This window comes from Methylomonas rapida (genome assembly GCF_024360925.2).
Classification (GTDB): domain Bacteria; phylum Pseudomonadota; class Gammaproteobacteria; order Methylococcales; family Methylomonadaceae; genus Methylomonas; species Methylomonas rapida.
In genome coordinates this window covers 2,599,678-2,626,386 of the sequence record NZ_CP113517.1, presented here as the reverse complement: position 1 = coordinate 2,626,386, position 26,709 = coordinate 2,599,678, and the positions used below count along the sequence as shown (strand labels likewise).

Genomic DNA, 26,709 nt, shown 5'->3' with positions numbered 1-26,709 from the left:
TCAAAATAACAGTCAGGAGCAAACATGAACGAACCAAACTTGAGCAACCCGGCGCCGCTGGATGCGGAAACCCTGAATAACATCCACGGCTATTGGCGGGCGTGCAATTATTTGGCGGCCGGCATGATTTATCTGCAAGACAACCCCTTGCTCAGAGAGCCCTTGAGGCCCGAGCACATCAAAAACAGGCTGCTCGGCCACTGGGGCGCCAGCCCGGCCTTGAGTTTTACCTATATCCACATGAACCGCCTGATCAAACAGTACGACCTGAACGCCATTTTCCTGGCGGGTCCGGGTCATGGCGCGCCCGGCGTGTTGGGGCCGATTTATCTGGAAGGCTCTTATTCGGAGATATACCCGAACAAAAGCGAAGATCTGGATGGCATGCGGTTGTTCTTCAAGGAATTCTCCTTCCCCGGTGGTATCGGCAGTCACTGTACGCCGGAAACGCCGGGTTCGATCCATGAAGGCGGCGAATTGGGTTACAGCGTCTCGCATGCCTTCGGCGCGGCGTTCGATAACCCGGATTTGCTGGTGACGGTGGTGGTCGGCGACGGCGAAGCCGAAACCGGGCCGTTGGCGACGTCCTGGCATTCGAACAAGTTCTTGAATCCAATCCGCGACGGCGCGGTGCTGCCCGTATTGAACCTGAACGGTTACAAAATAAACAACCCGACCTTGCTGTCGCGCATCAGCCATGAAGAACTGGAAAACCTGTTCAAAGGCTATGGCTGGACGCCGTATTTCGTCGAGGGCAGCGATCCGGAAACGATGCATCAGCGCATGGCGGCGGTGATGGAGCATTGCGTCAGCGAAATACGCGCCATTCAGCAACAGGCGCGCAGCAGCGGCACCCCGACTCGGGCCCGCTGGCCGATGATCGTGCTGCGCAGCCCGAAAGGCTGGACCGGCCCGAAAGAAGTGGATGGTCATAAAGTGGAAGGATTCTGGCGTGCTCACCAGGTGCCGCTGGCCGGCATGAAGGAAAACCGCGCACACATGAAACAGCTGGAAGAGTGGTTGCTGAGTTATAAGCCGGAAGAATTGTTCGATGCCGACGGCAGGTTGATTCCGGAACTGAAGGCGCTGGCGCCCGCCGGCACCCGCCGCATGAGCGCCAATCCGCATGCCAACGGCGGCTTGTTGCGCAAGGCGCTGCGCCTGCCGGATTTTCGCGAATACGGGGTCCGGGTGGAGCGTCCGGCTGTCGCAGAAGTGGAAAACACCAAGCCCTTGGGCGTGTTCCTACGCGACGTGGTCAAATTGAATCCGAGCAATTTTCGCGTGTTCGGGCCGGACGAAAACACTTCCAACAAGCTGGACGCGATTTATCAAACCAGCAAAAAAATGTGGCTGGCCGATTACCTGCCGGAAGATGCCGATGGCGGCGAACTGGCGCCGGATGGCCGGGTCATGGAAATGCTGTCCGAACATACCCTGGAAGGCTGGCTGGAAACCTACCTCTTGACCGGGCGCCACGGCTTTTTCTCCAGTTACGAAGCCTTCGTGCACGTGATCGATTCGATGTTCAACCAGCACGCCAAGTGGCTGGATATTTGCAACGAACTGTCCTGGCGGGCGCCGGTATCGTCGCTGAATTTGCTGATTACCTCGACGGTTTGGCGGCAGGACCACAACGGCTTTACCCATCAGGACCCCGGCTTTCTGGATGTGGTGGTCAATAAAAGCCCCGAAGTGACCCGCATCTATCTGCCGCCCGATGTCAATACGCTGCTGTCGGTGGCCGACCATTGCTTGCAGAGCACCAACTATTTCAACGTGATCGTTGCGGACAAGCAGAAACATCTGCAATTTTTGGACATGGACGCCGCCATCGAACATAGCACCAAAGGCATAGGCATTTGGGACTGGGCCAGCAACGACCAGGGCGCGGAACCGGACGTGGTGATGGCCAGCTGCGGCGACATCTCGACCCAGGAAGCCTTGGCGGCCGTTTGCCTGTTGCGCGAGCATTTTCCGCAACTGAAAATCCGTTTCGTCAACGTGATGGATCTTTACCGCTTGACGCCGGAAAGCGAGCATCCGCACGGCCTATCGGATCGGGATTTCGACAGTCTGTTCACGACCGACAAGCCGGTGATCTTCAACTTCCACGGCTATCCGTGGCTGATCCACCGATTGGCCTATCGCCGCACCAATCATAAAAACATCCACGTGCGCGGCTACAAGGAAAAGGGCAACATCAACACGCCGCTGGAGCTGGCGATTCGCAACGAGGTCGACCGCTTCAGCCTGGCCATCGATGTGATCAACCGAGTGCCCGGTCTGCATGTGGCAGGCGCCCATGTCAAGGAAAAATTGCGCGGCATGCAGATCGCCTGCAGCCACTATGCCTATGAACATGGCATAGACAAGCCGGAGGTTGCCAATTGGAAATGGCCTTTTTGATGAATTGCCGTGAACCTAAAAACAGCAGCAGTCCATGAAAAACACGAGATACATGAAATAAATCATTATGTTATGAACACTTATTGATTTACCTGTTTGATGCGGCTCTTTACTCTGAAAGTCACGCGGCAACCCCAAAAACAGACTAACGACATAACAAAGTTGACTTTCATTTGCCGGGGCGATGCCAAGCCTTCATGAGCGTTACTCTGAAAGTAGCAAAATGTGAGGGTGCGGTTGCTTGTTGGACAGGCGTCGGCGGCAAGGATGCCGCCGTCGAGCCTACATGGATGCATTCACGGCGGCCTGTCCGGCAAGCAACCTTACCCTGAAGACTATTTTCATTTGCCGGGGCGATGCCCAGCCTTCATGAACGTTACTCTGAAAGTCCTTGTGGGAGCGACGCCTTCGTCGCGACGAGGGTGTCGCTGCTACAGAAAACTTTCATTGGCTGGGGCGACTCAGCTTTTTCATGGCCGTCAGGATGATAACTGTTTGCAACTTTTCGTGATTTTCGTGTGTTTCGTGGACCAAATGATTTTTCTAGGGCGAAGCCATGGTGCAGGGAGCCGCCTGTCACGACGAGGCCATCGTTTCCACAACGGTAGTTATTCTTTGCGATAAGGGCTACGGCTTGATTGAGTACCGTCGAAACCAGTGCGGGTTTCGACGCTAGCCTTTGATTCGGTCGGTACGCAACGGAAACATGCATCCCGAGAGGGCAAATATTCTGGCGATCCTGATTTTCGTGTTATCCATGATATTTCGTAGCCATTTGGCGGGGTTTGCCGCAGATTTTTCGCGTTGAAAAAGGGTAAGGCCATGTTAAACCGATGTTTTTTATATCTGGGCCCGATTGTTTTGAATGTGGCATGGATTATGTATTTTTGTCGTCATGATTGAGCTGCATATTGTGTTGCGGGTACCGGTCAATAAGAGCCGAGCCTTGACGGACGCGTTGCAGGCTCTCGCTAAGAGCGCGCGTACGCAGTCGGGCTGTGTTGAGGTGGATGTTTATAAGACCGTAGGGTTTCCGCGTTATGTTTGCTATGACGAAATTTGGGAATCCGAAGCTTCGCTGCGCAAAATGATTGCATCGTCCCATTTCAGTCGCTTGGCGGCGCTGATGGAGTTGTCCAGCGAACCGCCAGCCTGCGAATTTCGCTTCATTAGCCAGACTTATGGTCTGGATTTCGCCGAGCGGGTGAGGGCGAATGCTTACGACGTCAATTGACGTCGGTCGACGGATTGCGATGAATTAACCGAGATACTCGGTTGTTCTTGCGGCTTTTTTGCCGCTCCCGAGAAACGCTCAGGCCGTTCCAAGGGCAGATGCTTTGAAAGCTCCGCTAATTGATCAATTCTGATGAGGGTTTACGGTATGAACTTTATTTTTTCCAGACAAAACCCTGCGAGGCCGATTAAAGCGCTCATGCTGGGATTGCTATTTGCCGTCATAGCCATGCTTGCCGGTTGCCAAACGACCGGAAGCTTATCGGCCAGTAATCCGGCGCAAATAGACCGCGAGGTCAACGCGGCACTGACCAAACTTTACGAAACCACGCCCGCGGCCAGGAAGCTGGCTTCTAAAGCCAAAGGCATTCTGGTGTTTCCCAATGTCCTCAAGGCCGGTTTCATCGGTGGCGCCGAATACGGCAATGGCGCCATGCGGAAAAGAGGCAAAACCACGGGTTATTACAACATCGTGGCCGGCTCTTACGGGCTGCAGGCCGGTGTGCAATCCTTCGATTATGCGATGTTTTTCATGAACGACGCGGCGATGGCGGCGCTTGACAGCACGAGCGGATTTGAAGTCGGGATGGGGCCTAGCGTGGTGGTGGTCGACGAGGGGATCGCCAAGCGAATGACGTCCACCACGTTGCGCGACGATGTGTATGCCTTCGTGTTCGGTCAGCGCGGCCTGATGGCGGGCCTGGGATTGCAGGGTTCCAAGATTACCCGGATCAAACCCTAGGCAGGTCGATACTTAATAACCGTGGGTTCCGAGTGTTGAGTGGCCTTGTGGGCGCATGCGCATTTTTATCTGCAGGAGATGAATCTATGGCGGGCGATATGAAACATAAGATTGTTGGCGTTTTAGAGTTGACTTTAGGGCTGACTCTGGCCGCCTGTGCTCCGATCAAACAGGCACAAGATGTGGAAACCTCGGGTTTTCTGCAAGACTATTCAGCATTGCGTGAAGGCAAGGCTGGCGAGGCGCTGAAGATCTATATCGATCCAAACTATCCTCAGCTATGTGAAACCTACGACAAGGTATTGATCGAGCCCATTGGCATCTGGGTTAAGGAAAATAGCGATCTGGCTGACGTTTCGCCAAGCGAACGGCAAAACTTGGTTAACCATTTGCACGGCTCGTTGGTCAGCGAATTGGGTAAATACTACCAAGTGGTAAAAACCCCGCAACCCGGTACCTTGAGAATCAGAACGGCGATTACCGAAGCCGAAGGTTCTGTGGTGGCGCTAGACACCATGTCGTCGTTCCTGCCTCATTCGTTGGTCATATCCAAGATCAAGGAAACCGCTACCGGAACAGCTACCTTCGTGGGTCGGGCGAGCGGCGAGGTCGAGGTGATCGATGCGATGACGGGCGAGCGAATTGCCGCGGCCGTTGACGCTATTGTCGGTACTAAATCGGTCTTCGGTGTCACCAGTAAATGGGATGATGTCAATCGCGCATTTGACGATTGGTCGTATCGTTTGGCCTATCGCTTGGTGAACTGCGGTGCGATTGCCCCCGAGCAAGAATGACGATGGGGCGGGGCTGCAAACAAATTCAAATGCGGGGCATGACTATGAATATGACGAATTCCAAAAAACGCAATACCTTACTCATCGGTGCCTTGTGCTTGGGTTTTGGCACGATGAATGTGTGGGGGCAGAATCTGATGATCTATCCCGCCGCCGGGCAAAGTCCACAGCAACAGCAGCAGGATCAATACAACTGCCATACTTGGTCGGTGCAGCAATCGGGCTATGATCCCAATAATCCACCGGCTCAGAGTTCGGGTCCAAGTATCGGTAGCGCCTCCAAGGAAACCCTGAGAGGCGGCGCGCGCGGTGCGGCGGCTGGCGCCGCGATTGGGGCGATTGCCGGCGACGCGGGCAAGGGTGCTGCTATCGGTGCTGCAGCTGGCGGCATGAGGCGCGGCTTTCAGGAACGCGACCGGCAGCGCGAAGCCGCATCCGCGCCGCCGCCTGGCCTGGACAACTATAACCGGGCCATGAAGTCCTGCTTGGGGGCCTTGGGGTATTCCGTGAATTGAGTGTTCGATTGCTCCTGAAATTCATGGCGGGAGCAAGGCTTTGGTGTGACAAAGTGTCGTAATCCAGCCATGCCGCCGATCTGAAACGCCAGGCAAATTTTAAAAAGTCTCGATATCCTCACCTCGGGAGGTGAACAATGAATAGAACGCTACACGGGGGAATTCTGACCATGCTATGGCTGGTGGTTGTGGCGGTGCTATCGGGTTGTGCGGAGCAGCAGCCTATCGTTCAACCTGCGACTTTGGCTGTTCAGGAAAGCGTGCCAGAAGTGGGGCCGGAACCCGGCACAGCCAGGGATATTTTGCTGCGCATGGCAAATTTATTGGCTAAAGCGCAAAAGTTCACCGTTAGCATTAGCGATAGTTATGATGCCATGCAGGCCACGGGGCAAAAACTGGAATTCTCGGCCAGCCGTAAAGTCATCGTCAGCCGGCCCAATGGTTTGAAGGTTGAGCACGAAGAAAGTCACGGTGACAAACAGATCGTTATATACGATGGGCAAAACATCAGCGTATTCAGTCCGAACGAAAACGTCTATGCGCAGACCACCAAGCCCGGCGGCATCGACGAGGCGGTCAAGTATTTTTTGAAGGACCTGAACATGAAGCTGCCATTGGCGATGCTGTTGGTCAGTCAATTGCCCAGCGAATTGGAGCGCCGGACCGAATCGCTCGATTATGTGGAAAAGACCACGATACATGGGCAACCCGCGCATCACCTGGCCGGCCGGACCGCGACCGTGGATTATCAGGTGTGGATTGCGGAAGGCAGCAAGCCTGTACCGTTGCGGGTGGTGCTGACATATAAAAACGCCGACGGCCAGCCGCAATTCAGGGCGCAATTGTCCGACTGGAACTTCGGCCCGACACTCAGCGCCGCCGACTTTACATTCACTCCGCCAGCGGGTGCCAAGAAGATTGCATTTCTGGTGCAATTGCCCAGCATAGTGCGTGGCGCATCCGAGTATCCAGCCAATCCGGGAGAAGAACAATGAAGGCAAAATTCAGTCCGGTCGTTTTGGTGATGGCAGCTGGTTTTGTGATGCTGACCACAACAATGAATGATGTTTCTGCTCGGGGGCGTGGCGGTGGAGGAGGCGGGAGCTTTTCTCGTGGGGGCGGGGGTGGTGGCTTCTCCCGTGGAGGTGCCGCAGCGGGCGGCGGTTTTTCATCCCGTACCGGCGGCGGAGGTGCTCAATTCAGTGGACAACGGACGGTTGGCGAACAATCCCGCCAAGCGGGTGCAACGCAACGATCCGCGCAACGTTCCGAGGCATTTAGTAGTGCTTCCAGCAATCGCGCCGCTAGCCAGCAGCAATTCCAGGCTCAGGCCACCGAGCGCAGTCAAACCCGGGTTGACTCAAGAACTAGCGGGCAAACAGAACGCACCGAAAGACAAGGGCAACGCCAACAAGGGATGACAGACAGGACTCAGGAACGGCAAGAAGGTTATTCAAATCGTCAGCAGAACCGGCAGGACTATGCCGATGACCATTATCATGGCGGCGGATACTACCATGATGGATACTACGATGACGATAACTGGGACGATGGCGAAGTCGCCGCCGTTGCGATTGGCGCGGCAGCCGTTGGCGCGATGGCGGGTTATGCGGCGGGGGAATCCAATACGACCGAAACCGTCACGACTACGCCTTCAACCACGGTGGTTTACACGCAGCCGCCAAGTTCGGGCTATGCCAGCTTGCCTTGCACCCCTAATGTAATGTCGTTGAACGGCGTGACGTATTATCAATGCGGGGCGGCTTGGTACACTCAGGCCTATGGTGCTAATGGCGCGATGTATGTCCCCGTGCCTGCGCCACAATAATATTTGGCGTGACATTCTGGCTACCGATATTGCGATAATGAGGTTCTGAAGTCTCCAAACCGAGGTTCCGGCATCAATCGCAATACGAGGGTATCTCAAATGACGAAAGTGTTTCGTCAACACTTGCTGAAGAAAGTTGTCAATATTGCCTGTTGGCTTCCGAGTTTGGTTTTCGGGCAGGATTTGGAGCCGCGTACTTACGCGAATACGCCGGTCGGCTTGAATTTTTTGATTTTAGGATACGGTCATACCGAAGGCGGCGTGGCGACCGACCCGGCGTTACCGATAGAAAATACCCAAGTCGAGTTGCATACGGCGGTTTTGGCCTATGCGCGTTCGTTCGATTTCTATGGCAAATCCGCCAAATTCGATCTGATTTTGCCTTACGGTTCGGTCGAGGGTAGCGTGACAGCCGTTGGCGAGTTTCGCCAGCGGCAGGTGGATGGGCTTATCGATCCCAGGTTTCATATTTCATACAATTTTTTCGGGGCACCGGCCTTGTCGATGAAAGAGTTTGCCGATTATCAGCAGGACACCATTATCGGCGCCACATTGGAAATCACGGCGCCGGGTGGTCAGTACGACGCCGACAAGTTACTGAACCTGGGCACCAATCGCTGGTCGATCAAACCGGAACTGGGGATTTCCAAACGGTTGGGACCATTGACATTCGAGTTGGCCGGCGGAGTAAGGTTTTATACCGACAATGAACAATTCTTGGGCGATAGATTGCGCGAACAAGATCCGCTTTATTCGGTGCAAGGGCATTTGATTTATAACATCGGCTACGGCATTTGGTTGGCCGCTGACGCCACGTTTTACACCGGCGGGCAAACGCGGGTAAACGGACGCAAGAACGACGATAATCTGGAAAATTCCCGCGTCGGCGCGACGCTGGCGTTGCCGATAGATCGTTATCATTCGATCAAGCTTTATTACAGTACAGGCGTTTCAGTACTGGCCGGCAGCAACTTCGATACCACCGGCATCGCCTGGCAATACCGCTTTGGGGGTGATTTATGAGGCGTCAAATAGGCGAATGATCAATAAGGCCAGGGTTTTGTTTTCAAAACTTGCCGAAGTCAGTGCCTATGAAACCCTCGCTAACAACATCGCCACGCCGGTAGGGAATGCCGGCATGGCGGATGCCAAAAATCGGGAGATTATTTTTCCATCAATGGCAGCGACGCGCCGATATTGACGTCGCCGGCACCTTGCAAAACGCTTTCCACTTGCAGGAAACGGGCTGCGATGACTTTAGAGGTCGCTTTGGCGATCTTGCCGTAATATTTTTCCAACAGCGCGGTACGTTTTTTGCGGAACTCCAGCGAACGCTTCACTAGCTTATCCGCATCCTTATCGCTGATATTTTCGAATTTTTCCGCATAATCTTTGATGATCGCCAAGCGGTTGTCGTTCAAGGCTTTCAGCTCGATGTCATACTTGTCGTATTGCTCCAGGAACTTTTTTTCCTGTTCTGCGGTTAGCACCATGGCTTTCTTGACGAAATCCAGTTTTTCCATGCGCAGCGCGAAGCGGAACATTTTCAGTTCATTGCCTTCTTCCGCCGTATCGGCATTCGGGGCGGCGGCTGGCGCGGAAACAGGGGCTGGGCTGGCCGGCGCAGCTTCACCCTCGGCATAAGCCAAGTTGGTAAGCGCCAGAAGACTGATATTAGCAGCGGCAAATAGAGTGGCGAGTGGTTTTTTTTTCATGGCTTACTCCTGTGGTGTGATCATGAAGAGAAATCAAAATTTTTACATCGATGCTAAATCCGGCGTGCCCAGATGCTCCATCAGAATCCGGCGAATTTCCTCGATTGCTTCGGGTTGGTCCTGACAGGAATGGCCCCAGCGGATGACTTTTTCCGAAACGGCTTCATCGATATGAGCGCTTTTGTAGGCAACCACGCCATCGTCGCCTTCTTCTATCGGGCCATCACCTTCCACTGCAATGATGGAATGCGCGCGCACGGCCGGCGAAACCGGTATCGATGCCAATGTTTTCAAACCGGGGTTATTCGGATTCATGTTGTCGGCCGCGGTAGGCGGACGGCGTAACAGGCGATTCAATTTGGCATCGCCGCTGGACGCGGCGGCCTGAGCGATACCGGTGATTATAGTTGCCGGTAGCTTGACCAATCGCGCGACCAGTCCCGTTACCCACTCATGGGCGGCCGCCATCGCGCCGTGCTGAGGCGTCGAAATGAATACGACACGTTTGACGAAAGGTAATGGGGTAAAAAACAAGGAATCCCGTAACAGTTGCCGGTTTTCCGGATTGACGGAGATCTGATCGAACGGTTTGTCGCTGATCAAATCCCATAGGCGGGTTCCCGTATCGACCACGGTCATTTTGGTCAACAAGCCGCCTTGACTATGACCAATGACTACCATGCGTTGTAACGCGCTATCCTTGCCCTCGGGATCGAACTCCTTGATTGCGTTTTGAAGGGCGATGCGTAAGCGGCCCGCCGAGTAAGGGATAGGGTTGGCCGAGTCGTACATGAATGCCCAGATCTGGTAGTTCTCCCGAATGTTCGAATCGCCTTCGAGTTCGTTGACCAATTCCGCCCAGCGGGCTGGGCTCGATGCGGTGCCGTGTACCAGGACGACCGGAATCTTGCCTGGGCGGTAGGGACGCAAGGTGAATAGGCCGTCCCTGGCGCGGTCTTGCGGTACCATGGTGCTGAACAGGCCGCCGCTAAAAAAATTGGCGATTTCCAATGTATACATCGGGTTGTCCTGCAGTTGGTGAGCCAGCGCGGCGGTCGGGTCGAACTCGATGGGCTGTGGATGACCATCGAGCGAAATTTCCTTTGTTTGGTTCGCCGCATAAACGTTGATATGTGCGGTGAATTCATTTTCAGTCAAATGGCGACGCGCATCGCCCAAATCCAATATCGCGGTAATCGGCACTTTGATACGCGGGCCGATGCGATCGGAACCGACGACTTTCTTGCTATTTTTTTGTTCCGTGATGCTGGCGGCTAAAGAGGCTCCAAGTCCGGGAGTACGGTAACGATTGCGCAATCCTCTCACCTGCATGGAGGCCGTCGATATGAAATGTTCCAGTTTGTAACCGCCCCAGGTCAGATCCGATTGTTCAATCGTCGTTGTCAGTTTGCCGAAAGGCAGCGGGTATTCGCCTGATCTTAGATAAACCTCGATTTCACCCTTATCGTCACCTTCCGGATCGGCCAAGCCTTGCGCGATACCCTGGTTATAAAGGTCGTAAGCCAACCTGTAGCGCGGATCGGAGGGTTTTAGTTGCACACCACCATTACCTGGAAAGAGTAAAGACCAGGCATAGACCGACGCTGCCAGGAAATAGGCGTGATCATCGTTTCGTTCCCCCTGTAGCAAGGACAGTTCCGCCAAGGCGAACAGTTTGTCTTCATCGCCACTGGGCTTAAGGCCTGCATGCAGTTCCGCCAGTACGGCTTCCGGTTCGGTTTCGAAGCGGTCCATCAGGCCGTTGCGTCTCAGTACCATTTTGGAAGCTTCCGATGCTTCGCCCGCCGACAGCGCGCTGACGGTATTGATTTGATAACCGGTCTGAATGTCGACCGGATTGATCCCGACTGGCGTGGCGCAGCCTTGCAGCAATAATATGGCCAATGCCAGTGAAGCAAGCTGCAGGAATGCGATGGGAATTGGAGGCTTGGCAAATAAAAAAAAATGATGGGTCATGACGTCGGGTATAGGCGGATTTCTTGTTTTGTTTCGGCGAAAGCGTAAAGCATAGGTCCCAAAAGCAAGTTTATCTTTATTTAGGCAAAACAAATGCCATCACCCCAAAGTCTTTGTTCGTACGGTCAAAATGGCTTTAAAAATCAGTTTTGCGGGCGCCTATCTGATCAATTGAGCGTTTTTAATACATGAGTTTCGTGTAAACCACGAAATGTCGTGGTTCTAGTTTGCGCCATCTGTTTATCGTGCTTCGACTATTCAAGCCGGCAAGGGCCGAAAAGCCTGATGGTTGCGCCTGCTTTGCGCATAAGTCAAGAAAATCTTATATTGGCGTAATTCATGCTTAAGAAAACATGCGGTGTTAATAAGCCTCCGGTCTTTATAATGCGGTGGGCTGTTATTTCATGCGTTGTTCCAACTTCTGTATTCGCCTTTTTAAAAAAATTGAGGTCGTAAAAAATAAAAAGCGCCAGTGCTAGTCGGCAATAACTAAGGCAATTGCACTCCTGCGTTGCGACTGGAGTGAAAAAGCATTAGCTTCTTCCGCTAAGCATTGGAGCTTGAGAGGATTTTTACGACAGCTTCAAAAAAAGGGGAGTAAAGCGTGATTTGGAAGGAACAGAATTTGAGGCAGTTATTTGCCAGCAAAACCTTGAAAGGGCATGAACAATCGCCGCTTATTATGAAAATCGTCAAAACAGCCTTGAAGGCGTTGTTAGTCATCGCAACGACTTTGTGGGGCGTGTGCGCGATTGCTTTTGGCGATTCGGCCAGCTCGGATAGTCAAACCGGTTTAGCGGCGTTATTTGGCCTGTTCGGTTTGGTGGTGCTGGTTGGGCTTGGATTCAGGCGTTGGCGCAAGCTTTTGTGTTGGAGTTATTCGGTTGTCTCTGCCGGTATTTTGCTCGGGTGGTTGAGTATCAGTCCATCCAACGACAGGCCATGGCAAACCGATGCCGCCAAACTGGCTTATGCAACCTTTGCGGGGGATGGCGTCACGGTGCATAACATCCGTAATTTCGATTATCGCAGCGAGTTTGATTACCAACCGGCCTATTACGACAAAACCTTCGAGCTTAACAAATTGCAAGGCGTGGATTTGTTTGCCGTGTACTGGATGGGGCCCGCCATTGCGCACACCATTATCAGTTTTGATTTTGGCGATAACAATCATCTGGCGATTTCGATAGAAGCCAGAAAAGAATTGAACGAAGGTTATTCGACCATCAAAGGATTTTTTCGCCAGTATGAACTGATTTATTTCGTGGCGGACGAGCGCGACGTGATTCGCTTGCGTACCAATTATCGAAAAAATCCGCCCGAGCAAGTGTATCTGTATCGAGTACATGGTCCGATAGAAGACGGTAAACGTTTGTTTTTGGCTTACATGAATAAAATCAATGAATTGAATCAAAAGCCTGTGTTTTACAACACTTTGCTCGATAATTGCACGACTGCCATTTGGTTTCTGGCCCGCATCAATCCGGATCATGTGCCGTTTTCCTGGAAAATATTGTTGAGCGGCTATTTGCCCGAATATCTTTACGAACACCAGCGGCTCGATACGAATGTTTCGTTTGCCGAATTGCAGCAAAAGGCGCATATCAACAGACTGGCTGAGGCGGCGGATCATTCGCCCGACTTTTCGATGCATATCCGCGCAGAGAACCCGCATTAGGAACCGTTTATTTGGGCGGGTCTTATTGGAATATTCAGAGGAGCTTGCGAGCAATTTGCAGGTTGGCCTAAAAACCTTCAACCAACAGATATTTTTATGAATACTTCGGACAATGACTTAGGTGTTATTACGGTTCTGCTGGAACGGCTTGAAAAACAACGCTTGCCGAGGGCTTTGGCAATCAAGGCAAAAGTGGATGCTGGCGAGTGTCTCGATGAAATGGATATTGAGTATTTCAAGGAAGTTTTCGAGGATGCGCAAAATATCATGCCTCACGTTCACCGGCACCCGGAATATCAAGCCTTAGCCAGCAAATTGATAGAGCTGTACCATGAGATCATGGAAAAAGCCACGGAAAATCAAACCCGTCTGAATACGCGTTAGTTGTCTGGAGTAACGTCATCGGTAACTTTTCCGCCGCGTCTGTTGCTCGAGTGCGGAAGGCGATCATGAAATTTTCTAATGTATCTGGCAAAGAGGGAAAATTAGTATGAAGCATTCCGCGACAGCCTTAGATGCATCGGATACAGGCACGACCTTTCGTTACGACCTGATTGCGGGCCTTACCGCCTCGGCGGTGATTCTACCCAAGGCGATGGCCTATGCGAGCGTAGCCGGTTTGCCCGTTGCGGTGGGGCTTTATACCTCTTTCATTCCGATGCTGGTTTATGCGTTGCTGGCTTCCTCTCGGGTTCTCAGCGTCAGCTCGACGACAACCCTGGGTATTCTGGCTGGCACTCAATTAGCTATGGTGGTGCCGGACGGCGATCCGACCAGACTGATAACCGCAGTGGCGACGCTGTGTGCGCTGGTCGGTATCATGCTGATGCTGGCGTCTTTGCTTCGTTTAGGTTTCGTCGCCAATTTCATTTCGTCGCCGGTGCTGACCGGGTTCAAGGCCGGGATTGGCATGGTAATCGTGCTAGACCAACTGCCAAAACTGGTTGGGATACATATCGAGAAGGTGGGCTTTTTTCGCGATTTCTTCAGCATCCTGTTTCATTTACCCGAAACCTCGCTCATTACGCTGTGCGTGTCCCTGTTTACGTTGCTGGTGTTGTTCGGTATGGAACGCTGGTGGCCGCATTCGCCGGCCCCCCTGGTTGCGGTCGGAGGCGGCATCGCAGCATCGTGGATATTTGGTCTCGATGGAAAGGGGTTGGCAACTGTCGGTGTGATACCTGAGGGCCTGCCGCCGTTGACTTTACCCGAGTGGGGCTTGATCGAAGCATTGGTCCCCGGCGCGCTCGGCATCGCGCTGATGAGCTTTACCGAGTCGATTGCGGCGGCGCGCGCTTTTGCCAAAAATACCGAGCCGCCGATCAACGCAAACCGTGAACTCATCGCGTTGGGCGCGGCTAATTTAGGCGGGGCTTTTTTCGGCGCGATGCCGGCGGGTGGCGGTACGTCTCAGACGGCTGTGGTGCGCGCGGCCGGCGGACTTTCGCAGAAAGCATCCTGGTTTACCGCTGGCGTTGCACTGGCAACGATGCTGCTGATCGCTCCTTTGCTGGGGTTTTTGCCGCACGCCACGCTGGCGGCTGTCGTGATCGTTTACTCGATTGGGCTGATCGAACCCGCGGAATTCAGAGCTATCCGCAAAGTGCGCATGATGGAGTTTCGCTGGACTATCGTCGCCTGCCTGGGTGTGCTGATATTCGGCACGTTGAAAGGGGTTATCGTGGCCATCATCGTATCCGTCATTTCGCTGGCCAGCCAGGCGGCTCATCCCAATGTTTACGTGATTGGCCGCAAACCCGGTACCAACAATTTACGGCCGCTGTCGGACAAACATCCCAACGATGAAACCTGGGACGGGCTGTTGATCGTTCGGCCGGAAGGCCGCATTTTTTTCGTCAATGCGCAGCTGGTCGCGGAAAAAATAAGGGCATTCATTTCGCAATACCAGCCGAAAGTATTGGTGTTGGATATGAGTCGGGTGCAGGACTTGGAGTATTCGGCGCTCAAGATTTTGATCGAGAGGGAAAAATGCGCGACTGAAACCGGCCCCAACCTGTGGTTGACCGGCCTGAACCCAGGAGTGCTTGAAGTCGTGCGCCGTGCAGGATTGGCGGAACGGCTAGGTCGAGAGCGAATGCTATTCAATGCGCAAGAGGCAATCGAGCGATACCAATTTTTGCTGGCGAAATCCGCCGAGAACGAAGCGTCCTCGGCCGGAGCAGGCTTATCGTCAACGGCTTAGCCGTATTTCGGGAAGCTAGCTTGGCTGGATGGTGGTTGCTTTTTCCAATAGCGCGTCGGCATGGATGCTCGAACCGGTAAAACATCGATTCGAAACCTAGAAACCATTTTGCCATCGGATTTACGACGGCCGACAAAGCAGTGAGTATGCGGTAAGCATGCTTGTTTTTGAAAGACATCCAGGACACGGCATAGCGATTTCTTGTGCAAGCTATGACAGACCATGGATAACACTAAAAACTGAAAACAGCAGTCGAGTCTTGAAAAATCCCGTTTGTTCTGAGTTTGTCGTAGGGCAAGCCGGATTTTTCAAACACCCTTTGGGTGGGTATGTTGCAGGCCGTTGGTGCTGAGTCAGGCGAAGTGTGAACGGCCTGCAACACACAGCAATTGCTCTTTTTAGATTAAACCCGTTGAGGAGATAAATCATGTTATATCCAAAATCGATAGGTCTCGGCGTCGCTATTTCCGGAATTCTAATTTCAGGTTTGGCACAGGCTCAAGTTCCCTATGAACAGGCGCAAGCCGAGTGTCAGAGTATTGCGCAGCAGCAAGCCAGCGCATCGTCCAGCAGCAGCCAACAACCCTATGCCGGAGGACGGGCGAGGGGGGCCGCTGCCGGCGCCATGGCGGGCGCTGCCAAGGCAAAAAGCAAAACCAACCAGTATGGTAATGTGTCCGATGAATTAGCCGAAGAATATACCCGCAACCAGATGCAGGAAGCCGCCAAGATGGGCGTGGCCGCTGGCGCTTCCAAACAGCGTCAGCAACGTCGGCAAGATCAGCAGCAAGGCGCCTCAAACGATGCCTATAACCAGGCGTTTAATGCCTGCATGGCGTCCAAGGGCTTTGGTTGGTAATTCACCTAAGGAAACGCTGATTTATGCTTTTCTACCGTTCCCGTGAAAACAGGAACCTAAAAAAATCAAAGCATTGGATCCTGGCTTTCGCGGGGATGACGATTTATTCGGCGTTCCCCCCTGGATATCGCAAGTTTTCGCAACCTTTCATGTTTGAACCCGGAGATAGATTTTTCATATGAATAGACAACAAAAACATGTGACCGACCTAGGCGCGGTGCTCAGCGCGATTCTGCTGCTGTTTTCAGGCTGTGCCACCGTCAGGACGGAAACCAACCAGCTGAAGGCCGAGGTTGTGCAACCGGCGCCAGATGCCGGATTTATCGAAAATCCGGACAGGCAACGCAAGCGCGCGGACTTGCCGTTCCAAAAAGTCTGGGTAAAGCCCGGTTTCGATGCCTCGGCTTACAAGGAGTTGGTGGTTGCGCCGGTCAATACCCAGTACATGCTGGAAATGGACTGGTTGCACCAGCTTAGCTCGGCGAATTTGTTGCAAGATGTCAAAAAAGACATCGAAGATCTGGCTCAGTATTTTCGTAGCCAGGTGATCAAGGCGTTCAAACAAGATCCCAATCATCGCTTTCAACTGCTCGAGTTTGCCAATCAACACCGCTTCCCTGCATTACGCTTAGAGTTGGCCTTGATCGAGATCGATCCTTCCCAGCCCGCTCTGCATGCGGCCGGCTGGCTGATACCGGGCGGCGGTACCGCTGCGGGAGTGGTTAACCAGCGCAGGGCCGCTTTTGAAGGCCGTTTACGCGATATGCAGACTGGCGAAGTCGTCGCTACATTCGCCGACAGGGATATGCAGGATGCAGGGCCGGTGGATTTGACCCGGCTGACCTGGTATGGGCCGGCCAAAGGTATCATGGATAGATGGGCCAAGCAGTTCGTGCAAATCGCCAATCGCAAACCCGGCGAGATGGTAACCGATGAAACGCCGTTTACCTTGAGGCCTTTTTAAATAATCATTGGCTAACGGGCTTGCCAGCCGGGTACTCTTGCACGATTTTTTCGACGGCTTCCTTGATGCGGGCGGCATTCGTTTCAGGGTCGCTAACCGTGCCGGTACCTATTCCTCGAAATACCAGTTTTTGGGTTTTGGCATCGACGAAATCCAGTATCAAGGTGCCCTCGGTATATTGCGAGACGTCGGTATAATAATACGGTGAACCCGCCCACATGCCGTAGCGTCCGTAACGATACGGTACGCCGGCGCTCGATTGATGAACCACCACTTTATCCTTGGTGGATATGTGGCGCACGATATGCAGGTCGGCATTTTCATCGGTCTCGGTAACGCCATGCCGCGCTAAGCTGCTGCGTAAGGTTTCGCGCAATGCCGATTCGGTGGAAGGCGACATGGCAATCGGTTCAGTACTCGGCGCAAGCGTGTAAGTGTGGTACTGAGAAAAAGACGTGGCATGGTCGAAGTCAGTCTTGACCGAAACGCTCGAACACGCGTTCAGCAGAAGCAGGCTGGTGGCGAGTAAATAGCTGAGAAATGGATATTGCATGGTCGTGATCTCCAATGTTGGTGTTCTAATAAGTTCTGGTAATGTTCAATCGTGATATTCCGCCGCATCGGCTGGCAGCCGGCGGATGATTTTGGCATAGTGATTAATTCCCGGTAGCGCGCTTAAGCCGTGGCTAAAAATGCTGATGATGACGGTCATCATCAAGGCGAGTTTGATGGTGGTTTCGCCCGGCAAGTGCGCTTGACCTTCCAGATACACCAAGCCCAACACGATAGAAGCCAAACCACGCGGCCCAAACCAGCCCATGAACAACCAGGTGGCGCGGCTCAAACCACTGCCCAGCAGGGCCAATGCCACCGGCAGCATGCGAGCCAGGGTCAAACTGAACACGGCATAATAAAAATGCTGCCATTCGAATTGCGCCCATGATCGCGCGACTAATAAACCAAACAGGAAAAACACGAAAAAATCGAATAACTGTCCCCAGGTGTCGGTAAATTCGACGCTGTTGCGGCCGGCTTCCGCAAAGCCCAGCTGAACCGCAAAACCGGACACATATCCGGCGATAAACATACTGGCGCCGCTTGCCTCGGATGCGAGCGCACAAAGCAAGGGTATTGCTACCAAGCCCATTTGTTGCATGGATTCGTTCATCCACTGTTTGCGTGTAGCCAGTGTCAGCAACCAGCCGCCGATAGCACCGATACCGATGCCGATCAAGCAGCCGTAACCGATCTGCTCGCCGATAAAGCGGGACAGTACCGCGCCCGCGCTTTCGCTGGTTTGCAAAGACATCGCGATGAAACACATCAAAAAAGGCACGGAAAGACCGTCATTCAATCCGGCTTCCACATTCAGCGCTTGTCGAATCCGGTTGGGCACATAAGGGCTGTTGACGATCACCATGCCCAAGCCCGCGTCGGTCGGTGCCAAGATTGCGGCCAGGATGCCGGCTTCCTGCCAGCTCAACGACGGAAAAAGCCACATGCCGCCCAGCGTACCCAAAAAAATGGTCAGCAACATGCCGGTCGTCAGCAGGCGGATCGGTAAGTTGCGGTTGGAGGTCAGGCTTTTCAGGTTGATGCGCGCGGCGTCGGTGAATAGCGTCATTACCAGGCCGATTTCGGCCACCAATAAAAAGCCTTGCCGCTTCAGTTCCGGATCGCTGAAGGCCGGTGGTAATCGATATAGCGCTATTCCTGCCAAGGTGAAGAGTATCGGTGCGGTCAGAATCGTCGTTTCTAACCGTCGAGAAATCAAACTGTATATAAATACCGTTAAGATGAACGTGACCAGGAAAATCATGTTCTGCGTCTCCTTCTGAGTCGCGCTCAGGGTTTAGCCTTCCAACAGCCAAGCGCGTGCTTTGTCGAGCTCGTGCGGCTCGAAATATTCGATCGGAAATTCTCGAAAGCCTTGGCCGGTAAACAGCAACGCCAGGTCTTTCCATTTCTTGTCGCCGACCAGCGCCATTTTGTTGATGTAGGGATCGCTTTTGTATTGAAACGACACATCGTCCCAATCGCCTTGTTTGTCCCAACCTTGGAAGTCTTCGCAAACGATCAACAAGCGGATGCCGCCTTCGCGGCCGATGATACCGAGCAATTCTTGTTGCACCCCAGCCAGCTCGGCGTAAGTCAATAAACCTGTGATTTTGTTGGTGACGATGCCGCCCATGTTACTGATGATTTCTGCGCTCATGCTGTTGTCCTTAAGCTTATGTTCGAAGTTAAGCAATAAAAAAACAAGTTCGGCAACGGTAGGTGCGAATTCATTCGCACTGTGTGGATTAATCCGCACCTGCGCCGAAGACTTGCAGAGGTTATTTCATGATCATTGCTAAGCAATGCTGGTTTGTTTTAGCCAGGAGAGAAATAGCTTATAACCTAACGCCAATACCACTGCACCGACGAAAAGCCCGATGATCCCGGAAAATATCATGCCGCCTATCGCGCCGACGAAGACCACCGCCATCGGCAAGTCCAAACCGCGGCCCATCAGTATCGGTTTCAAGACGTTGTCTATCGCCCCTACGCCCAGCATCCAAACCATGAACACGGTGGCCGGTAAGGTTTCATGACTCGAAAACACGTAAATGATGCTCGGCAGCAGCAGGATGGCGGTCGGTAATTGCACCACGGCGAGAAATAAACAGACTACCGTTAGCAGGCCCGCCGCGGGAACGCCAGCCATGAAAAATCCGATACCGGCCAGCAAGGCTTGAATCAATGCTACACCCAACACCCCGCGAGCAACACCGCGAATCGTCGCGATACTCAACTCGGTCAGTTCTTCGCCTTTGTGGCCGGCAATACGATGACCGATGGCCAGAGCCAGTTGATGGCCGCTGGCACCATTGACCAGCAACAAGCCGCAAATGATCACCGAGACCAGCAGTTGCAGCAAGGCCATGATGGCGGCGGCACCGGACGCCAGCAACCATTTGCTGGCTTCTCTGAGCTGAGGGGCAAAGGTCTTGACGGCTTCGCCGAAATTGGTGGCTGCCAGATGCCAGAAATTGAAGATCGGCTTACCGATCAGCGGCCAGGTTGCGACTTTTTCCGGCGGTTCCGGAATCGTCAGCTGATTTTGTTGAAGTTTGCCTGCCAACTCCCGGACGTTCTCGCCAATGATGTCGGCCAGGAAACCGCATGGACCCAAGATGACCAGCAACAACAGTCCGGTAATCAGCGTGGCCGAAAGCTTCTCACGCTCGCCCAGTAGCTCCGTCATCCGCAGATGTAAAGGGTACAGCGCGACGGCGATGATAACGCCCCAGGCCAACGGGTTGATGAAGGGCTTGGCGATGTGAAAACACCAGCTCAGTAACACGAACAGCAGACCGATTTTCAGCGCCGCCTCGACGGCATTGCGGGAAAAGGCTTCAGGCGTCACTGGCTGAGGTTGGTTTTGCATATCGTGCTCCAACATGGTTTTGAATCGGGTTTGGCTAGCGGTCGCAAAGCGTCTTTCATTGTTCGAGACTAACAGCGCGTGTTTTTAACCTGCTTTCTTTAGGTTGGCCGGGATAGCGGTTAACGGAAAAAGCTGAAGCTTTTTCACTCCGGAATCGCAATTCCGGCAGTGCAATCGCTTTAGCTATTGCCAGTCGTCCCGCCGCTTTAGCAAGAAATTATGGAAAAAACGACGCCTCTTTGGGTTTGGGCATCTGTACACCTTGCTCCGCCGCAACGATCCAGCCGCCGCCCATGGCCCGATAAACCTGGATCAACGACGTAAAGGTATCGCTACGCGCTTGCACCAGTTCGATTTGGCCTTCGTAATATTGGCGCAGTGCATCCAGCACCTCCAGGTAAGAGGTATAGCCTTCGTCGTAACGCGTCCTGGACAAACGCAGATAATTTTTCAACGCTTCGACCCGGTTTGCTTGCGAAGTTTGCCGTTCGTTGGATTTGCTGCTGGCGATCAAACCGTCCTCGAATTCACGAAAGGCGGTCAGAATGGTTTTCTCGTAATAGGCCAGCGCCGCTTGTTGCGCGCCTTCCGCGGCCTGAACTTGGCCGGCAACGCGGCCGGCGGTCAGAATCGGCCCCAGCAGCCTTCCGCCTATGGTCCAAAAGTTCGCTCCTGGCGTAAACAAAGCCGCCAATTCCACACTGGCTTGTCCCAAATCGCCGGTCAGCGTGACTTTGGGGAAATATTCGCCGCGTGCCACGCCGATGCGGGCGGTAGCGGCGATCAGGTTTTGTTCCGCTTGTTGCACGTCGGGCCTTCTTTGCAACTGTTCGGACGGCAGGCCGGCCGGTACCGCGGGCGGCGCCAACTCGTCCAAGGTCATGCCGCGGGCGATCGCGCCGGGCGGTTTGCCCAGCAACAAGCTCAAGGCATGTTCGGCTTGGGCGATTTGTTGTTCATAAAAGGGAATCAGGGCGCGGCGCCGCTCCAGTTCGGAATCGGACTGGCTGACTTCGATTTCCGACGCATAGCCGGCGTCGAAGCGGGCCTTGGCGATGCGGTTTTCCTCGACCAGGCTGTCGACGGTTTGTCGGGTGATTTCCAGGCTTCTATCCAGCGCGCGCAATTCTATGTAGGTTTGCGCGACCGCGCTGACCAGCGTCAACACCACGGCGTCGCGGGCCGATTCCTGCGCCAGCACATCGGCGGCTGCGGCTTCCTTGGCCCGGCGCAATTGACCCCAGACATCCAGTTCCCAAAACATCGTCGCCCCCAGTTGGGCAAAATCGGTGTCGGGCGCTTTTCCGCCGAAAAACGGATTCGCTTCGCCGCTGGTTTGTTGGCGTTGATAACCGCCCTGGCCGAAAATCTGCGGAAACAGATTGGCGCGGGTGGCACCGTAAACCCCCATGAATTGCTCGACATTGGCAATGGCGATTTTCAGATCGAGGTTATTCTGCAAGGCCTGTTCGACCAGAGTGTTCAGGACGGGGTCTTGCAATTGTTGCCACCAGGGCAGATTGGCGGTGTCGCGCGCATCTTCGGCGGCGAAACGCCATTGCCTGGGGGCTTCGATTTGCGGTTTTTCGTAATCGGGACCGACCACGAAACAGCCCGTCATGGTGATAGCCAAACTTAAAATCGTCAATTTATTCATGGCCTTCTCCCTTGGACGGCGCCGTTTTGGATTTGGCCAATTTTTCCACGACATAGAACAACACCGGAATCAAGAATATCGCGATGGTGGTCGCGGCGGTCATGCCGCCTATCACCGCGTAGCCCATCACGCGCCGGGACAGCGCGCCGGCGCCGCTGGCGATTGCCAGCGGCACGCAGCCCAGGATGAACGATAACGCGGTCATCATGATGGGACGCAAACGCAGACGGGCGGCTTCTATGGCGGCGTCGTAAGCGCTTTTGCCTTCCTCGACGCCCATCTTGGCGAATTCGACGATCAAAATGGCGTTTTTGGCCGCCAGGCCGATCAGCATGACCAAGCCGATTTGGGCGTACAGATTGTTTTCGTAGTGGCCTATCAACAAGCCGGCAAAGGCGCCGAATACGGCAATCGGCGTGCCCAGCAGCACGCTGAACGGCAGGCTCCAGCTTTCGTACAGCGCCGCCAGAATCAGGAATACGCAGAAGATCGCGAACACGAACACCGCCGCCGGCGAGACGCCTTGTTGCGCCAGTTTTTCCTGGTAGCTCATGCCGATGTAGTCGTAACCCATATCGGAAGGCATGGTTTCGGCAAACACTTCCTCCAAGGCTTGCATCGCTTGCGCCGAGCTAAAACCCGGTTTGGGCGTGACATTGATCTGCGCACTGCGGAACAGGTTATAACGCATCGTGAATTCGGGGCCCTCGGTCTTGCGTATGCTGGTCAGCGCCGCCAGAGGGACGGTTTCGCCGGCGTTGTTGCGCACGTAAAACTGTCCCAGCGCATTGGTGTCCTTGCGAAATTCCCCTTCGGCCTGCACATAGGTTTGCCATTGCCGGCCGAAGCGATTGAAGTAGTTGATGAAGCCGGAACCCATGTAGGCCTGCAAGGTTTTATACACGTCGGACAGCTGCACGCCTTGTTTCAACACCTTGTCTCTGTCCACATCGACAAAGATTTGCGGTACCGACGGTAAAGCCGTGGTAAAGGCGTTGGCGACTTCGGGCCGCTTTTTGACGGCCTCGATGAATTTGGCGGTGTTTTCGGCCAAGTAGGCAACGTCTTTGCCGGCTCTATCCTCCAATACCATGGTTACGCCGCCGGAGGTGCCCACGCCCGGAATCGCGGGCGGCGGGAAGGCCACGCCGATCGCTTCCGGCAGTTTGGCGAGTTCCTTGTTCAAATGGGTCTTGATCGCGCCGTATTGTTCTTCGGGTTTGCTGCGTTCGGCCCAGTTTTTCAATGAAATAAAGAAAAAGGTGTTGTAAGTGGTATTGGCCTGGCTCAACATGTTGTAGCCTATAACCGATGAATAGTAGGCAATGCCCGGGGTGTTTTTCAGGATGTCCTCGACTTTGCGGGTGGCTTCGTCGGTGCGTTGCAGGGAACTGACGTTGGGCAATTGAATGCCTGCAAAAAGGTAACCTTGATCTTCGTCGGGCAAAAAGCCCATTGGCACGGTTTTGCCGAGACCGCCGGCAAATACCGTCAAAATACCCAGAAAGATCATCGCAATCACGGCCTTGCGCATCAGCACCGCGCAAAAATTCACGTAACCCTCGTTGGCAATGCCGAAATGGCGGTTGAAGCCGTCGTAAAATTTCTGGATAGGGCCCGTGCCGCGCACTTTGGGCTTCAAGATCAACGCGGCCAAAGCGGGACTCAACGACAACGAGTTGAAGGTGGAAATCATCACCGACACGCCGACCGTCACGGCGAATTGCTGATACAGGCTGCCGGTGATACCGGGGATGAACACGGTCGGCAAAAACACCGCGATCAAAGCCAGCGAGGTGCCGATGATGGGGCCGGTCACTTCCTGCATGGTTTTCAAGGTGGCTTCCTTAGGGCTCAAGCCTTTTTCGATGTGATGTTCCACCGCCTCCACCACCACGATGGGGTCGTCGACCACCAGGCCGATCGCCAGCACCAGGCCGAATAGCGATAGCGTGTTGATCGAGAACCCCAGCAGCGGGAACAGCATGAAGGTGCCGATCAGGGATACCGGCACGGCCAGCAACGGAATCAGGGTAGGGCGCCAGCCTTGCAGGAACAGGAAAACCACCAAAATGACCAGCACCATCGCTTCGAACAAGGTATGTACGATTTCGTTGATGCCTTCGGTAACGGCCAACGTGGTATCCAGAGCGACCACATAGTCCAAATCTTCGGGAAAGCGAGTCTTCAGTTCCTCCATCATTTTTTTGGCGCCTTCGGCCGCTTCGATCGCGTTGGTGCCGGGCAGTTGGTACAGCGCCACCAGCGCGGCGGGCTTACCGTTCAGGCGGCCTATCATGTCATAGGTTTGTGCGCCCAATTCGATGCGGCCGACGTCTTTGATGCGGACGATGGAGCCGTTGGCTTCGGCCCGCAACACGATGTTGCCGAACTCTTCCTCGGTTTGCAGACGGCCTTGTGCGCGCACCGCATAGGTATATTCCTGGCCCGGCGGCACCGGTTCGCCGCCGACCTTACCGGCCGGATTGACCGTGTTTTGCGCCTGCACCGCATTGACGATTTCGGGAATCGTGATGTTCAGTTTGGCTAATTGATCCGGCTTGACCCATATCCGCATCGCGTATTGTCCGGCGCCGAACACCGATACGCTGGCGATGCCTTTGACCCGGGTCATCTGGTCGTTGATGTTGATGTAAGCGTAGTTGGCCAAAAAGATATTGTCGTAACTGCCGTTGGGCGAATACAGCGCAAACATGATCAGCGGCGAGGCCGTAGATTTTTGTACGTTCACGCCATAGTTGCGCACGTCTTGCGGCAACTGCGATTCGGCCTGGGATTTGCGCATCTGCGCCAAAACTTGGTCGGTGTTCGGATCGGTGGAGACGTCGAAATTGACACGCAATGTCATCACGCCGTTGTTGGCGTTGATGGAATACATGTAGTTCATGTTGTCCACGCCGGACATCTGCTGTTCTATCGGCGTGGCGACCGCTTGCTCCACGGTGACGGCATCGGCGCCGGTATAGGTGGTTTGTACCTGAATTTCGGGAGGGGCGATATTCGGAAATTGGGCAATCGGCAGTTCCATCATTGAAACCAAACCGATCATCACCATCAAAATGGCGATCACGATCGCCACTATCGGGCGATTGATAAAAAATTTGGCCATGTGCGTTTACCTCGCGCCGGCTGCGGAGGTTTCCGCGTAGGGTTGCGGCGTAACGGTCGTGCCGGGGCGGACTTTTTGAATACCTTCTGCAATCACGCGTTCGCCGGCTTTGAGTCCTTCGGCTATGATCCATTCGCTGCCGATGGTTTCGGCGACCTTGACCGGGCGCAATTCCACGCTGTTGTCAGGCTTCACGACTGCCACCAGGCGTCGACCCTGCATTTCGCCGACCGCGCGTTGCGGCACCAATAACGCGTTGGGCTTTTGTTTGACCACTGCCCGCACCTTGGCATATTGGCCCGGACGCAGCAGATTGCCGGGGTTTGGGAACAGGATCGCCACTTGTATCGTGCCGGTTTTGACATCGACCTGACGGTCGGCGAAGAAGAATTTGCCCGAATGCGGATAGTTGGAGCCATCGGCCAGAATCAACGCTAGATTCATATCGTCGGCAGATTGGGAAACGTTTTGTTTTTCGCGGGCGAACTGCAGATATTCCTGCTCACTGAGCGGAATGTAAGCCTTGATCGGATCGAGCTTCGAAACCGTGGTCAATTCGCTGCTCGCGCTGCCGGGACCAACCAGATTGCCGATTTGGGCCTTGGAAATGCCGGCCACGCCGTCGATGGGCGAGGTGATTTTGGTAAAGCCCAATTGCAATTGGGCGCTGTCGACCGCGGCTTGCGCCGCCAATACTTCGGCCTGAGCCGAAGCCTCTTGTCCCACCGCATTGTCGCGGTCACGCACGCTGACGGCGCGCTCGGGTAATAAACGCTCGACGCGATCCAACTCCAATCGCGCGGTTTTCAATATCGCTTGCTGGCGGGCCAAATTACTTTTGGCGCCATCCAAGGTGGCCTGGAACACTTTAGGATCGATTTCGTACAGCAACTGGCCTTTTTTGACCAACTGGCCTTCCTGATAATGCTGCTTGATCAAATAGCCGGTGACTTGGGCCAGGATTTGGGCATTGACCATGCCGTCCAAGGTGCCGACCCATTCCTGATGAATCGGTACGTCTCTTTGCACGACCTCGGCGACTTCGACGCTCGGAGGTGGAGGGGGCGGTGCTGGCTCGGTCTTGTTGCAGGCGCTGCAGAATAAGAACAGGGTCAATGCAAGAGCACCAACAGTGGATCTAACTGACAAAATGTCGCCGTACCGAACAGTGTCGTCGAGAATCAGTGCTTTCATGCTTGGTTCCATGTGTGCCAAATATTGCTAAAAAGATTAGACCGATTTCGGAAAACCGGCGAATGTTCACAGTTATATACAGATAGATAGTGGCGTTGCTGGCCAGTTTCGAAATTTGCTGCCATGCCTGTTCGGCGCTTTCGAGTCTAAGCAGTTATCATGCCATGCATGAGCTGGGCAAGTTCTCGGTTGAAAGGCGCTACCCAGCCATCATTTTGGGGGCAGGCGGCCAGCGGTTACGGAAGGCAAAGCGCATGCGGGTCCCCGATATATCGTGCATTCCACGAATTTGAATCCTCGAAAAGATCAACAATTAGCGTTGAAATCGGGGTTGGCAATCCCGCATTTTAACCGGCTGCATAGCGGATTTGATGTTTTTAG

Annotated in this window: 23 protein-coding genes; 14 read left to right on the top strand and 9 right to left on the bottom strand. The window is 54.0% G+C overall.

Translation table 11 applies throughout. The features are described from left to right. The first annotated feature begins 24 nt into the window (after nt 1-24). From NM686_RS12375 to NM686_RS12335, 9 genes are all read left to right on the top strand, one after another. On the top strand, nt 25-2,409 hold the full coding sequence (locus tag NM686_RS12375; RefSeq protein ID WP_255188171.1) for a phosphoketolase family protein: 2,385 nt from the start codon (nt 25-27) through the stop codon (nt 2,407-2,409). 895 nt (nt 2,410-3,304) lie between these two features. Beyond that, a complete protein-coding gene (locus tag NM686_RS12370; protein ID WP_255188170.1) occupies nt 3,305-3,643 on the top strand; it encodes a putative quinol monooxygenase in 339 nt (112 codons plus the stop codon). Nucleotides 3,644-3,790: 147 nt separating this feature from the next. Continuing rightward, nucleotides 3,791-4,384, top strand: a complete 594-nt coding sequence (locus NM686_RS12365; RefSeq protein WP_269021765.1) for a lipid-binding SYLF domain-containing protein — start codon at nt 3,791-3,793, stop codon at nt 4,382-4,384. A 98-nt stretch (nt 4,385-4,482) separates the two neighbouring features. After that, a complete protein-coding gene (locus NM686_RS12360; protein ID WP_255188168.1) occupies nt 4,483-5,178 on the top strand; it encodes a DUF3313 domain-containing protein in 696 nt (231 codons plus the stop codon). 50 nt (nt 5,179-5,228) lie between these two features. Further along, a complete protein-coding gene (locus NM686_RS12355) occupies nt 5,229-5,693 on the top strand; it encodes a YMGG-like glycine zipper-containing protein (RefSeq protein ID WP_255188167.1) in 465 nt (154 codons plus the stop codon). A gap of 137 nt (nt 5,694-5,830) precedes the next feature. Then, nucleotides 5,831-6,688 carry a DUF2092 domain-containing protein gene (locus NM686_RS12350; RefSeq protein WP_255188166.1) on the top strand — a complete coding sequence of 286 codons (858 nt, stop codon included), beginning with the start codon at nt 5,831-5,833 and terminating at the stop codon, nt 6,686-6,688. Next, the gene (locus NM686_RS12345; protein WP_255188165.1) at nt 6,685-7,521 is read left to right on the top strand and encodes a hypothetical protein; all 837 of its coding nucleotides are present in this window, start codon (nt 6,685-6,687) and stop codon (nt 7,519-7,521) included. The genes NM686_RS12350 and NM686_RS12345 overlap by 4 nt, the downstream gene beginning before the upstream one ends. A gap of 99 nt (nt 7,522-7,620) precedes the next feature. Continuing rightward, nucleotides 7,621-8,544, top strand: a complete 924-nt coding sequence (locus NM686_RS12340) for a transporter (protein WP_255188164.1) — start codon at nt 7,621-7,623, stop codon at nt 8,542-8,544. A 16-nt stretch (nt 8,545-8,560) separates the two neighbouring features. Next, nucleotides 8,561-8,722: a hypothetical protein gene (locus NM686_RS12335; protein ID WP_255188163.1), complete on the top strand. Its 162-nt coding sequence runs from the start codon at nt 8,561-8,563 to the stop codon at nt 8,720-8,722. Here NM686_RS12335 and NM686_RS12330 read toward each other — a convergent pair. Together NM686_RS12330 and NM686_RS12325 are read right to left on the bottom strand one after the other, a co-directional pair. Further along, nucleotides 8,685-9,236 carry a hypothetical protein gene (locus tag NM686_RS12330; protein WP_255188162.1) on the bottom strand — a complete coding sequence of 184 codons (552 nt, stop codon included), beginning with the start codon at nt 9,234-9,236 and terminating at the stop codon, nt 8,685-8,687. The genes NM686_RS12335 and NM686_RS12330 overlap by 38 nt on opposite strands. 42 nt (nt 9,237-9,278) lie before the next feature. Continuing rightward, a complete protein-coding gene (locus tag NM686_RS12325; RefSeq protein WP_255188161.1) occupies nt 9,279-11,213 on the bottom strand; it encodes an esterase/lipase family protein in 1,935 nt (644 codons plus the stop codon). A gap of 604 nt (nt 11,214-11,817) precedes the next feature. Between NM686_RS12325 and NM686_RS12320 the strand changes: the two genes are divergently transcribed. The 5 genes from NM686_RS12320 to NM686_RS12300 all read left to right on the top strand — a co-directional run bounded on the left by NM686_RS12320 (nt 11,818) and on the right by NM686_RS12300 (nt 16,917). Further along, a complete protein-coding gene (locus NM686_RS12320) occupies nt 11,818-12,891 on the top strand; it encodes an Lnb N-terminal periplasmic domain-containing protein (RefSeq protein ID WP_255188160.1) in 1,074 nt (357 codons plus the stop codon). A gap of 96 nt (nt 12,892-12,987) precedes the next feature. Further along, complete coding sequence (locus NM686_RS12315) at nt 12,988-13,275, top strand: hypothetical protein (protein WP_255188159.1); 288 nt, start codon at nt 12,988-12,990, stop codon at nt 13,273-13,275. A gap of 106 nt (nt 13,276-13,381) precedes the next feature. After that, nucleotides 13,382-15,094, top strand: a complete 1,713-nt coding sequence (locus NM686_RS12310; RefSeq protein WP_255188158.1) for a SulP family inorganic anion transporter — start codon at nt 13,382-13,384, stop codon at nt 15,092-15,094. 427 nt (nt 15,095-15,521) lie between these two features. Next, nucleotides 15,522-15,953, top strand: coding sequence for a hypothetical protein (locus NM686_RS12305; protein WP_255188157.1), 432 nt, complete (start codon nt 15,522-15,524; stop codon nt 15,951-15,953). A 178-nt stretch (nt 15,954-16,131) separates the two neighbouring features. Continuing rightward, complete coding sequence (locus tag NM686_RS12300; RefSeq protein WP_255188156.1) at nt 16,132-16,917, top strand: DUF3313 family protein; 786 nt, start codon at nt 16,132-16,134, stop codon at nt 16,915-16,917. 4 nt (nt 16,918-16,921) lie between these two features. Here NM686_RS12300 and NM686_RS12295 read toward each other — a convergent pair whose 3' ends face one another. The 7 genes from NM686_RS12295 to NM686_RS12265 form a co-directional block, all read right to left on the bottom strand. Further along, a complete protein-coding gene (locus NM686_RS12295) occupies nt 16,922-17,470 on the bottom strand; it encodes a DUF4136 domain-containing protein (RefSeq protein WP_255188155.1) in 549 nt (182 codons plus the stop codon). A 45-nt stretch (nt 17,471-17,515) separates the two neighbouring features. Continuing rightward, the gene (locus tag NM686_RS12290; protein WP_255188154.1) at nt 17,516-18,736 is read right to left on the bottom strand and encodes a cation:proton antiporter domain-containing protein; all 1,221 of its coding nucleotides are present in this window, start codon (nt 18,734-18,736) and stop codon (nt 17,516-17,518) included. Between the two features lie 33 nt (nt 18,737-18,769). Continuing rightward, on the bottom strand, nt 18,770-19,132 hold the full coding sequence (locus NM686_RS12285; RefSeq protein ID WP_255188153.1) for a SpoIIAA family protein: 363 nt from the start codon (nt 19,130-19,132) through the stop codon (nt 18,770-18,772). Nucleotides 19,133-19,270: 138 nt separating this feature from the next. Then, nucleotides 19,271-20,347, bottom strand: a complete 1,077-nt coding sequence (locus NM686_RS12280; RefSeq protein WP_255188152.1) for an AI-2E family transporter — start codon at nt 20,345-20,347, stop codon at nt 19,271-19,273. Nucleotides 20,348-20,564: 217 nt separating this feature from the next. After that, on the bottom strand, nt 20,565-22,004 hold the full coding sequence (locus NM686_RS12275; protein ID WP_255188151.1) for an efflux transporter outer membrane subunit: 1,440 nt from the start codon (nt 22,002-22,004) through the stop codon (nt 20,565-20,567). Next, entirely contained in the window at nt 21,997-25,134 is a 3,138-nt protein-coding gene (locus NM686_RS12270; RefSeq protein WP_255188150.1) for an efflux RND transporter permease subunit, read from the bottom strand. The genes NM686_RS12275 and NM686_RS12270 overlap by 8 nt, the downstream gene beginning before the upstream one ends. 6 nt (nt 25,135-25,140) lie before the next feature. Next, the gene (locus NM686_RS12265; RefSeq protein ID WP_255188149.1) at nt 25,141-26,328 is read right to left on the bottom strand and encodes an efflux RND transporter periplasmic adaptor subunit; all 1,188 of its coding nucleotides are present in this window, start codon (nt 26,326-26,328) and stop codon (nt 25,141-25,143) included. Between the last annotated feature and the right edge of the window lie 381 nt (nt 26,329-26,709).